Origin of the sequence: Streptomyces sp. G-G2, assembly GCF_030063135.1 — a bacterium.
In the GTDB taxonomy this organism is placed as follows: domain Bacteria; phylum Actinomycetota; class Actinomycetes; order Streptomycetales; family Streptomycetaceae; genus Streptomyces.
Window position 1 is genome coordinate 21,045 of the sequence record NZ_JASISO010000069.1, and the last position, 12,212, is coordinate 33,256.

Consider the following 12,212-nt stretch of genomic DNA (forward strand, 5'->3'; position numbering starts at 1 on the left):
AGGGCTGAAGCCGGTTACCGGCCGGTCGCTGGCCCGGTGCCGAGGGTGCGGCGTCCGGCCGCCCTGGTGGCCGGCTCGGTGTCGGCCTGGTCGGTCGGGAGGCGTTCGGCGGCGAGGCGGGTCCGCAGCGCGGTCTCTGCGGCGGGGGACGGTTCGGCGGGACGGGGGCCGGTGCCAGCGGGCGGCGATCGGTGCTCACCGAACCGATTCTCCGCTCCTGTCCGGCTGCTCCTGGTCCTCCTCACCGCTGGTGGTGAGGAACCAGTTCGCTGCTGGCTCGTTGACGGGCCAGGATGCACACCGCCCCGGGGTCCGCCCCCGAACCTCCAGGGCGGACCCCGGGTCCTGACACCTGACACGTTCCGCCCCCGTCCGATCTGCTGCGGGGGGCGGTAGCACCGCGAGCGGCAGTGTCAGCGTCAGGTGTCAGGACCACTGTCCCGTCTCATCCGATCTTGCCGCTTGGCGACGCCCTGACCTGCGGAGAGACAAAGTCGGGTGAGACGCAGGAACCTCGCCGTCTCACTTGAAGCTGTCGGCCAGGCGCGTTTCCAGGGCTGAGCTTGACTCTGTCGGGGATCTTGGAGTTCTCCGGTGCGGCAGCTTGATCAACGGGCATGCTCGGGTTGTTCCAGTGGCCCATGCAGTCATCGAGGTGCTCGTTGTCCCTTCGCCCCCGTTCCGGTGACCAAGTCCCCTCTCTGACGGCGCAGATCGCGCGGGCGAGCAACCCGGGTGGCACAACGGCGATGTGGGTGAGAGACCGGCTGAACGGGCTGTGGCGCGACGAGGACTTCGCCGACTGGTACCCGCGTGACGGGCGTCCGGGTCTCTCGCCCGCTCAACTGGCTACCGTCTGTGTGCTGCAGTTCCTGCTCGGGCTGTCGGACCGGCAGGCCGCCGAGGCCGTCCGCTGCCGCATCGACTTCAAGTACGCCATGGCCATGGAGCTGGACGATCCCGGCTTCCACCACAGCGTGCTGGCCGACTTCCGCGAACGTCTCGCCGAAGGGGACCGTGCTGACCGCCTCCTCGACCTCGCGCTCGCCCGCCTCAAGAACGCCGGCCTGGTCCACGAGCGCACCACCCAGCGCACCGATTCCACCTACGTCCTGGCCGCGGTGCGTGACCTGACCCGCCTGGAGCTGATCACCGAGGCGGTCCGCGCCGCCCTGGAAGAAGTCGCCGGTATCTCCCCTCACCTGCTGGACGAGCTGGTCAATGAGGACTGGGGACGCCGCTACGGACGGCCGGTCCGCCTGGGCAAGAACCCCACCAGGCCCAAGACCCGGATCCTCGCCACCGGGAACGACGCCCTCCGGCTCCTGGAACACCTCTACCGGCACGGAGCGGACCGCACGTCCGGCCCGCGCATCCAGGCCCTGCGCCAGATCATGGTGCAGGACTACGACCGTGACACTGCTGGGCACCTGCGCTGGCGCACGGCCGAGAAGGAAGAAGGGCCCGGGCTGCCGCCCTCGTCCCGGGCTGTCGTCTCTCCCTACGACACCTCGGCCCGCTACGCACGGCACGGACACATCATCAGCTGGAAGGGGTTCGCCGCTCATCTGACCGAGACCTGCGCTCCCGACGGCCCCAACGTGATCACGGACGTGGTCACCACCGCGGCCACCACCCACGACAGCCAGGTCCTGCCTGGCATCCACACCCGTCTGGCCCGCCGCGGACTGCTGCCCGCCGAGCACCTGGTCGACGCCGGCTACACCTCCCTGCCCCACCTGGAACAAGCCGCTCGTGAACACCACGTCACCGTCACCGGACCACTGCCGGCCAACCCCACCCGCCAGCATCGCCAGGGCAACGGTTTCGCCCGGGACGACTTCCACATCGACTACGACCATCAGCAGGTCACCTGCCCCCAGGGGCCAGGTCAGTGCGGGCTGGCACGGCCCCTACCCGACCTCCTCGCCCACCGCGGCCCCGCTAATCGTGGCCAGGTTCACCAAGAGCCAGTGCCGCCCCTGCCCGGCCCGCACCCAGTGCACCAGCACCGCCGACAACGCCCGCACCGTGGGCTTTCCCCCGCGAGAGCTCCGCGACCTGCAACTCCGGATCCGTACTGAGCAACAGACACCCGAGTGGAAAACCCGCTACGCGGTCCGCTCCGGAGTAGAGGGCACGGTCAACGAGTTCGCCCACGGACACGGCATGCGGCGCTGCCGCTACCGAGGACAGGGAAAAGCCCACATCCAGCACGTCCTGACGGCCATCGCCGTCAACATCGAGCGCCTCAGCGGACTGCCACCAACCGAGGAATCACCCATACCTCGCCGACCGACTGCTCTCCAGAACTACCTCGACCAGCGCGAGATCCCCCGGCCGAAGTCATGGCGAACCCTGGGCACCTGACCTCGACGGCTCCAAGATCCCCGACAGAGTCAAGCTTACGACGGCCTGTTCAAACCATGCCAACAACGCAGGACGCCCACCGACGTTGCCGCCGGGCTCGGCTCACGCGCACGCTATTCCGCTGCCGGGCAGCCCCGCGCACGCGGCGGTCCCGACGCGTGCGCCGGTCGCACATGGTGCTTTTCGCGTCACGGTCGCGCTTCTGCCGCCCGTCGCGTACGTCCTTTGCAGGGGCCGCAATTTTCGTAATCTGGAGGTAGGGGGGCTCCGATGCGAGTGAATCGGGAGAGAGCGCCGTGGATGTGAAAATCCTTGATGACTCCCACAAAGAAATGAAGGCGGGGTCCGTGATGGGGCCTCTGACTCGACTGCACGGATGGCTCGGGGACCAGCGGAGATTCCTGACCGCCGCGCAGTGGCATGAACTCCGCGAGGCCGTGTCCGCGCATCCGCTGGCTTCGCTGCTGCGGCAGGATCCGTTGATCGGGAGAGCCTTCCGCAAACCGCGCGGATACGCGGGTGACGCCGAGATGATGGACATGATCTACGGGATGGGCACCGTGCCCTCGCCGGGTGAAGGGGTACTCGCCGAGCTGCACAGCTTCGCTGTGGGGATCGCAGCATTCCGGTCGGTCCGCTATCGGCGCGAGGCCTTCCGGACTCGGCTGGACGAGTCCGCCGCCCGTACTCCGGGCCTCACGGTGGCATCGGTGGGAGCCGGGCATCTGCGTGAAGTCGAGGACAGCAGGGCCCTCAGGGACGGCGAACTCGGCGGATACGCTGCGTTCGACCAGGACCCGGAGTCCCTTGCCGAGATCGACCGCGCCTACGGCCGGTACGGCGTGCGGACCTTTTCTCGGCGTGTCAGGGAGGTCATCACCGACGGTGTCCTGCCAGAGCGGGTAGATCTGATCCACGCCGGCGGGCTCTACGACTACCTGACGGACCGAACGGCCGTCCCGCTGACCCGTTCCCTCGTCGCGTCATTGCGCCCCGCCGGGACGCTGATGATCGCCAACATCGTGCCCACCTGCCGGGACATCGCATATCTGGAAGCGGTGATGGACTGGCCGCTCGTGCACCGGGACGAAAAGGACATGCGCGCCCTGCTGGAAGAGGTTCCGGACGGCCGTGTTGCCGACCTGGCATTGCACCGCGACCCGGACGACGTGATGACCTTCATGACCGTCACGGTCCGCTGAACCGCCTGCTGAACCGCCTGCTGAATCGTTGCCTTCCACGGTCACACGGCGGTACCGCTCCAGGCATCGGGCGTCTGGACCACGGAGGCGTCATGCGCGTCGGTGCCTGAACCGGGAGAGGTGTCCGGCGAGCGACTGGGCCGCCCGCCCCGCGCAGGAGCTACCCCTGCGGTGCGGGATGCCGCTGACGCGCACGGCCTGCCGTCAGCCCGGGCAGCCAGGCGCCCCCGCCGTACCGCCTCCGAGCGCGGGACGGCCACTGGACCGGACGCCGGTGCCGGATGCATCAGACATCGGTGCAAGGAGTGGAGCGATGGAAGCGAGCGGCCCCCGGGAACGCGTGCTGGCGGAACAGCGGGGCATCGATGCGATCGACGAAGAGATCATCTCCCTGGTGGAGCTGCGCCGCTCGCGCAGCCGCGCCCTGGAAGGCGCACGCAAGGCCGAGTCGAGAGCCAGGCGGGAACTGGCACGTGAGCAGCGTGTGCTTGACACGTACCGAGCGCGTTTGGGCCCGGCTGGCACCCAGATGGCAGTAATCCTGCTCAAAGACTGCTGCTACTACACCTGAAGTACGTCCCACCAGAGCTGCGCACCTTGGACTGGACGTCACACATCGGACCGGCGGCCCTGTCCGGCTGAGTCGTGCCAGGGCTTCCGGCTGCTGCGCGGCCGCATCCCACCCCCTGTTTTCGTGAATCCGTCTATTGAGATAGGAGGAATCTCGTGCATCTGTTGGTCAGGCCGAACAGACGGATCCTGCGCGGCGACATCGAAGTCCCCCCGTCCAAGTACCACGCACACCGTGCGCTGATCCTGGCGTCGCTGGCCGAGGGCACGAGCCGAATCAAAGGGGTCTGCCGGGCCCACCATGTACAGGACACGCTTCGGGTGCTCCGCGGCCTGGGTACACGGATCAGTGTCGAGGGCGATACCTACGTGGTGCAGGGCGGCCGCTACCAGCCTAGGCGCGATGCGGTGTCGGCCGGGAGTTCCGGCACCACCTTGTACTTCATGACTGGTCTGGCCAGCCTGGCCGAGTCGCCGGTTACGGTGACCGGTAACAGGTACTTCGAGCGGCGTCCCATCGCGCCGCTGCTCGAAGCCCTGCGGCAGCTGGGCGTAGGCGTGGACGCCCCTGACGGCCGTCTGCCGGTGGCTGTGACCCCAGGGCTGCCCTCAGGGGGCAGGGTGAAGATCCCCGGCACCCTTTCCCAATGGATCTCCGGGCTCATCCTGCTGGCCCCCTTCGCGACCGGCCCCACCACCGTTGAGGTCGGCGGCGACCTCAACGAGCGTTCCTACTTGATGCTCACCATCGCGATGATGCGCCGCTTCGGACTGCAGGTCGCTGTCTCCGAGGACTGGCGGCGTTTCGACATCGCGCCGGGCCAGCACGCACGGCCCACCGATCTGACCCTGCCTCCCGACCTCGGCTCCGCCGCCTTCGGGATCGCCGCGGCCGCGCTGCACCCAGCGGACGTACTGCTGCGCGGCCTCACCTGCCTGGACGGCGACGCCACCGACCACCCCGAGAACGGATTCCTCGACGTGGTCCGGCGCATGGGGGTGCCCATGGAAGTCGACCACCGGGCCGGCGGGATCCGCATCCGGCACTCCGGGATCCGGCTGGCAGGCACCACGATCGACGGCCGGAAGCTCCCCGACATGCTGCCGGTCCTGTGCACCCTGGCCAGCCTCGCCGAGGGCGAAACCGTCTTCGAACACATCGGCCACGTCCGGCTCAAGGAGTCTGACAGGGTCTCGGCGATGCTCCAGCTCAACCGCATGGGCGCAGACCTGCGTATCGACGGCGACCGATTGAAAGTGAACGGGGTGTCCACACTCAGCGGGGCCCGGCTGACGTCGCACAACGACCACCGCGTCCTGATGGCGCTGGCCCTCGCCGGCACTGTCGCCCACGGCTTCACGACCCTGACCCACCCCCGCGCCTACAGGATCTCCTACCCGCGGTTCCTGAAAGACCTGACCGGCCTCGGGATCCCCCTATCCGTGGAGGCCGGACCCGCCCCCGACCCGCCCCGCCACCTCCCCGGGCTGCTGACGAGCTGGGCCCGCTACCGTCCCGACGACCTCGCGCTTGTGGACCGGCGCGAAGCCGGAGAGGTGCACGTCACATGGAGGGAACTCGACGAACGGGTCGGCCGTGCGGCCGCCGGGCTGCTCGCCCTGGGCGTGCAGCCCGGCGAGCCCGTTGCCTACCAGCTTCCCAACTGGTCCGAGTTCGTGGAGGTTTCGCTCGCCGCCTTGAGCGTCGGGGCCGTCTGCTGCCCCCTCATGCCGATTCTGCGTGGCCGCGAGATGACGGCTGCCCTGCACCGCTGCGGTGCCCGGGTCCTGCTGATCCCCGACCGTTTCCGCGGCCGGGACTATCGCAAGGAGACGGCCGCGTGGCTGGCCGCAGTCCCGCCGGGCATGCGACTACGACACGTCCTGGTCGTTCCCTTGGACCCCACCGAGAACCGACCACCGCTGCCGGCGCCCGAAGACGGCGGTATGACCTGGGAGAACTGGGCCGAGATCACTGCCGCGGCCCGGGCCGACCGGGCCGCGCTGGACGGGATACGGCCCGCCCCAGACGCGGTGGCGCAGCTGCTCTTCACCTCCGGTACCACCGGGGAGCCCAAAGGGGTCCTCCACCGGCACGACCGACTCGGCCTCGCCGCCCGTCTGCAAGCAGACCGGGCAGGTCTGGACTGCCGCGACATACTGTTCGTTCCGTCCCCGCTGGCGCACCAGACCGGATTCCTGTACGGCATGTGGCTGGCCGTCAGCCTTGGCGCCCCCCAAGTGCTCCAAGCCCGCTGGCATCCCGGTAAGGCCCTGCGCGCCCTTCACGACCACAAGGTCACGTTCATCCAAGCAGCAGCCCCATTCCTCGCCGACCTGGTCAAAGAGGTTGACAGCGGCGGGAGAGCACCGAACACCCTGCGTCTCTTCGTCTCGGCCGGCGCCGCGCTTCCGCCCGGTCTGGCCCTACGCGCGGCCGCGGTTCTGGGAACGGCGGTCTGTGGGTCGTTCGGCACCACGGAGACCTGCCTAGGCTCGCTCTCCTCACCCGGCGACCCCGCCGAGCGGGCGCGGGGCTCCGACGGCCGTGCCATGCCCGCAGTCACCCTCCGCGTCACCGACGGCACGGGAAGAGCTCTCGCGCCCGGCCTGGGGGGCAACCTCGAGGTCCACACCCCCACGGCGTTCACCGGGTACCTGAACCGGCCCGACTTGACCGCAGCCGCGTGGACAGCGGATGGCTGGTACCGGACCGGCGACCTCGCCGTCATCGACACCGACGGATACCTCCGCATCACGGGCCGGGTCAAGGACATCATCAACCGCGGCGGCGAGAAGATCCCCGTCGCCGAGATCGAAGCCCTCCTCCACGACCACCCCGCGGTAAGCGAGGCAGCGATCGTGGGTATGCCTGACGAACGGCTGGGCGAGCGCGCCTGTGCCTTCGTGGTCCTCACCCCCGGAGAAGACCTCGGACTCGAAACACTGTGCCGGTACCTCGACGACCACCAAGTCGCCAAACAGTACTGGCCCGAACGCCTCGAAGCCGTACCCGAACTGCCACGCAACCCGGTCGGAAAGATCCAGAAATTCGTCCTCAGGCAGCGCGCCCTGGGCCTGGACCCGCACCTGCCTGCCGCAATAGCAGCCCCGGAGCAGCCGATGCCAAGCCCCCAGACCACCCCGCAGGGTCTCCCCCCTGCCGAATTCACCCGCCTCCGCACGGAGATAGCCGCCTTCGTGGCCGGCCCCGGGGAGGAATGGGCCCGCCGGATCGAGGACAGCGGCACGGTCCCCGAAGAACTGTGGGCAGAGCTCCGCCGCCACGGCTACCTGTCCCTGGCAGCCCCAACCCCTTACGGCGGCCGCGGCCTGTCCTTCCCGCAGTGGATGGAACTGATGGAGCTGTTCTCCCGCTCCCACGCTTCCCTGCGAATGATCGTGCACGTGGTGAACGGCACCTGGCGGGCAATGGAGCACTTCACCACCCCCGAACAGCACCAGCGCTTCGTCCTGCCCTCGGTCGCCGGACGACTCAAAATCGCCTTCACCCTCACCGAACCCGCAGCCGGTTCAGGTGCCGACATCCGCTCCACCGTCACCCGCAAGGGCGACACCTACCACCTCACCGGCAGCAAACACCTCATCACCTTCGGCGTCCGCTGCGACTACTGGCTCCTGGCCGCCAGAACCGAAGGCAGCAGCGGACACCAGGGCACCGTCGCCCTCATGGTCCCCCGCACAGCCCCTGGCGTCACCGTCGAGGACACCTCGAAAACCATGGGTGTCACCGGCACCGACCACGCCCGCCTGACCTTCGACCGCACCCCCGTCCCGACCGCCAACCGCCTCGGCGCCGAAGGCGACGGCCTCGCGGTCTTCCTCGGCGGCTTCCTCATCCCCTCGCGGATCTCCGTGGCGATGAGCTGCGTCGGCCTGGCCCGCCGCGCCCAAGACCTCGCCGTCCACTACGCCCAAGGACGTGTCACCTTCGGTAAACCCCTCACCTCACGCCAGGCCATCCAGTTCATGCTCGCCGAGAACGAAGCCGACATCGAAGCCGCCCGACAACTTACCCTGCACGCCGCCCGCCGCTTCGACACCGCACAAGCCGACGCGGCCATGCTCTCCTCCATGGCCAAACTGATCGCGGTCGACATGCTCACCCGCGTCACCGACCGAGCCCTCCAGATCCACGGCGGATCGGGCTACTGGAAGACCAGCCCGATCGAACGCGTCTATCGCGACGCCCGCGCCCAGCGCTTCGAGGAAGGCACCAACGAAACCCAGAAGACCGTCATCTTCCGCGAACTCCTCAAACACCAGGAGGGCACTCCGTGACCCCGCCCACCCCGCCGCTGGACGGACGGATCGCGCTGATCACGGGAGCCTCTCGAGGCATCGGCCGCGCCCTGGCCCTGACCCTCGGCGCTGCTGGCGCCAGCGTCATCGTCAACTACAAGACCAACACCGACCTCGCCCGAAGCACCCTCACCGAAATCGAAGCCCGCGGCGGCCGCGGCATCGTCGTCCAGGCCGACATCGAAACGACCGAAGGCATCGACCGCCTGTTCGCCACCGTCCGCAGCACCTACGGGCGGCTCGACTACTTCGTCTCCAACGCGGCCGCCAGCGCCTTCAAGAACATCCTCGACGTCAAACTCCACCACCTCGACCGTTCCTACGCCATGAACCTCCGCCCCTTTATCCTCGGAGCCCAGCAGGCACTGCCTCTCATGCCGCCCGGAGGCCGGATCGTGGCACTGTCCAGCTACGGCAGCCACCGTGCCTACCCCACGTACGCCCTCCTCGGAGCGATGAAAGCCGCCATCGAAGCCTGGGTCCGCTACATGGCGCTGGAATTCGCCCCTCACGGCATCAACGTCAACGCTGTCAACGCCGGACTGATCGACTCCGACTCCCTGACCTACTTCTACGCGCTCCCCGGCATGCCCGACATCCGCACCGTCGTCGAACGCATCCCCCAAAGACGGCCCGGCTCGACCCAGGAAGTCGCCGACGCGATCGCGTTCCTGCTGTCTCCGCAAGCCTCATACATCACCGGCCAGACCCTGATCGTGGACGGAGGCCTCAGCATCGTCGCCCCGCCCTTCTTCGCCGACACCTCCCCACCCCTAGCCCAACCCCACCTCCCCGCCACGGAGGCCTAAGTGCCCAGCCACGTCTTCCGCCCCGGATCACTGGGCCCGCTCACGCTGCCCCACCGCATCATCATGGGCGCGATGCACCTCAACCTGGAAACCCGGCCCGACGGCGGCGCGACCATGGCTGCCTTCTACGCTGAACGTGCACGAGGCGGCGCCGCCCTCATCATCACCGGCGGCTGCGCCGTCAGCCCTGAAGGCGCAGGCGGCCGCCACTACGCCCGCACCGACGATCCCGCCCAGCACCCCAGCCTCGCCGCTTGGACCACAGCCGTGCACCGGCACGGCGGCAAAATCGCCCTGCAACTGTTCCACGCGGGCCGCTACACCACCCGAGAAGCCACCGGACACGCCCCGGTGGCACCCTCCGCCACACCCGGCCGGTTCGGCGCACCCGCCCCGTCAGCCCTGAACGAGGAACAGATCCAGGCCGTCATCAACCGCTTCGCCGACGGCGCGGCCATCGCCCGTACCCTCGGATTCGACGCCGTCGAGATCATGGCCGCCCAGGGATACCTCCTCAACCAGTTCCTCTCCCCCCTGACCAACCACAGGGACGACCACTGGGGCGGCGACGCCGCACGACGCAGGCACTTCCCCCTGGCCGTCCTGTCCCAGGTCCGACAAGCCGTCGGCGAGGACTTCACCATCCTCGTACGAATGTCAGGCAACGACCTGATGCCCGGCTCCAGCCTCCCGGACGAAGTCGACGACCTCGCCACCGCACTGGCCCGTGGCGGCGCAGATGCCCTGCACGTGAGCGTGGGCTGGCACGAGTCCCGCACCCCCACGGTCCAGACCCTCGTCCCACCCGGTGCCTGGATCAGCCACACGGCAGGGATCCGGCGCAAGCTGCGAGCATGCGGACTGCAGACCCCGGTCATCACCTCCACCCGGATCAACCGTATCGACCTGGCAGAACGTATCCTCGCCGAACAGCACGCCGACTTCGTCGCCATGGCGCGGCCCTTCCTCGCCGACCCCGACATCGTCCGCAAAGCCCGGCAGCCGACAAAGCGTCCTACCAATATCTGCATCGCTTGCAACACCGCATGCATCGACCGCTCCCTGGGCGACACCGCGGTCTCCTGCCTGGTCAACCCACGAGCCGGAAGAGAACTGGAAATCCCGTCGGCCAGGCCGCCCCGCGCCCGCGGCCGCCCGCCCGCCCGCTTCACGGTCATCGGAGGCGGACTGTCCGGACTCGAAGGCGCCCGTGTCCTTGCCTCAGCGGGCCACCGGGTAGACCTCTACGAAGCGACCGGCGCCCTGGGCGGACAGTTCAACCTCGCCCGACTCGTCCCTGGCAAAGCGGACTTCGGCGCGACGATCGACTACTTCCAGGCCGAACTCCAACGGCTGCATGTACGCGTTCACCTCAACCATCCAGTCCGCACAGCCAACCTCGTACTCGGGCCCCTCACCAACGGAATACTCCTCGCCACGGGCGTGCACCCCCGTCGGACAGATATCCCTGGCGACGACTTGGAGCACGTCGTCACCTACCAGAACGCCCTCCAGCACCCCGACGAATTCGGCCCCCGCACCGTGGTGATCGGCGCCGGAGGCATCGCCGTCGATGTGGCCCACCTCCTCATCACCCTGGGCCACGACGTAACCCTGCTGGGCCGCAACGGTCGCATCGGCGAAAGTCTGGGCCGCAGCACGCGATGGGCCGTACTCGCAGAACTACGCCGCCACGGAGTCCGATGGCACACCGAAGTCGCCTGCACAGCCGTCCTCCGACATGGAGTACGTCTCAGTGACCGGCACGGCCACGAGTTCCTCCTGCCTGCCGACACCGTTGTCCTCGCAGTCGGACAGACACCGAACAACACCCTCCTGCCCGAGCTCGAAGAGGCCGGCATCCTCCACCGCGCCGCAGGCGGCGCAGCAGGCACCCACGGCCTCAACGCCGTCCGCGCCGTCGAACAAGGGATGCTGGCCGCACACGACCTCTTGAAGGCCGTGACGAAGGGGACTGGATGAGGCTTCCCCTCAATCGGACACCGGGTCCGTAAAGTCAACGCCCCTGTCTCACATTCGGTGGTGACAGAGGGTGAGATTATCCGATGTCGGCGGTTGTGGCAGAGTTCTGGAGGATCTCGGCCGTCACCGCCCGGATCTGCGGGGGAGGGTCCACCAGAGCTGGTCGGCCACGGAGCTGAGCGTCGCCGCCCTGTCGTACCGGCGGAACTGCACCCATCGTCTCAGCTCACGAACCTGCGCGTATCGCAGAGCCGTTATGAACAAATTCTACTTTATAATCCAATCTCGCAACTACTGAGGGTAATGCTTGGCTATCTGAAGTGACCCCCGCTGGGCGTGTTGTCCTCTCACCGTGTACGGGTTTCCAACCTTGCACACAGGCGGTCCACTCACACCGTCACCCATTCAGGCCGCTCCGCATGCGTACCGTAGTTTGCGGATGTTTGCGTGGGGTGACCACTGTGGTCCGCCTTAGGGATGGAGACAGCATGTCCCGCACCACAAGCCGTCCTCTCGTGCGCCGCACGCTCACAGGAGTCGGCCTGGCACTTGCCGGTCTGGCTCTCACCGCCCAGAACGCCTACGCCGTGAACTGCGTTCAGGTCGAGCAGCAGATGCTTCCGTGCACCGCATACCTGACCAAACTTGCTGCCAATCCGTCGGCCCAGTGTGCAACAGGCGTCCTAAACCTCAACAGGTTGCCAGGGAACGCAACCGATCGCAGGCAGCTCTGCCGATGCCTTCACAATTCCGCCAAGCTGCAACAGTGGGACCCGGACCGATTCAATGGCCTCCCCAGGAGAATTGGCTTGTCAACAGCGCCGTGGTGTGTCAATCCCCTGGAAGCGTAGAGACCTTCCTTATGCGGCTTGATCCTTCTGATGGTGCCGGGCACGTGCTTCGCTGATGGTTCGTTCGAATTCGATGGGTGCCAGGCCGGCGGCCCCGCTGTGGC

At 68.0% G+C, this 12,212-nt stretch carries 6 protein-coding genes and 1 pseudogene; all 7 read left to right on the plus strand.

Annotated features, from left to right (window positions below; all coding sequences use genetic code 11):
- Window positions 1–749: 749 nt before the first annotated feature.
- A pseudogene (locus tag QMF80_RS35060) lies at window positions 750–941 on the plus strand (transposase); the annotation flags it as partial.
- Window positions 942–1,950: 1,009 nt separating this feature from the next.
- The gene (locus tag QMF80_RS35065) at window positions 1,951–2,370 is read left to right on the plus strand and encodes a transposase (protein WP_283460953.1); all 420 of its coding nucleotides are present in this window, start codon (window positions 1,951–1,953) and stop codon (window positions 2,368–2,370) included.
- A 296-nt stretch (window positions 2,371–2,666) separates the two neighbouring features.
- On the plus strand, window positions 2,667–3,572 hold the full coding sequence (locus QMF80_RS35070; protein WP_283460956.1) for a hypothetical protein: 906 nt from the start codon (window positions 2,667–2,669) through the stop codon (window positions 3,570–3,572).
- Window positions 3,573–3,885: 313 nt separating this feature from the next.
- Window positions 3,886–4,143, plus strand: coding sequence for a chorismate mutase family protein (locus QMF80_RS35075; RefSeq protein ID WP_283460958.1), 258 nt, complete (start codon window positions 3,886–3,888; stop codon window positions 4,141–4,143).
- A gap of 155 nt (window positions 4,144–4,298) precedes the next feature.
- Window positions 4,299–8,444 carry a 3-phosphoshikimate 1-carboxyvinyltransferase gene (gene aroA, locus QMF80_RS35080; RefSeq protein WP_349372273.1) on the plus strand — a complete coding sequence of 1,382 codons (4,146 nt, stop codon included), beginning with the start codon at window positions 4,299–4,301 and terminating at the stop codon, window positions 8,442–8,444.
- Window positions 8,441–9,274, plus strand: a complete 834-nt coding sequence (locus QMF80_RS35090) for an SDR family oxidoreductase (RefSeq protein WP_283460960.1) — start codon at window positions 8,441–8,443, stop codon at window positions 9,272–9,274. Before aroA ends, QMF80_RS35090 begins: the two co-directional genes overlap by 4 nt.
- The gene (locus tag QMF80_RS35095; protein WP_283460962.1) at window positions 9,275–11,257 is read left to right on the plus strand and encodes an oxidoreductase; all 1,983 of its coding nucleotides are present in this window, start codon (window positions 9,275–9,277) and stop codon (window positions 11,255–11,257) included. It begins immediately after the preceding gene.
- Window positions 11,258–12,212: the final 955 nt, after the last annotated feature.

What these genes read in the sequence shown, in the direction of transcription:
- QMF80_RS35075 (WP_283460958.1), top strand. Translation starts at nt 3,886, where the DNA reads ATGGAAGCGAGCGGCCCCCGGGAACGCGTGCTGGCGGAACAGCGGGGC.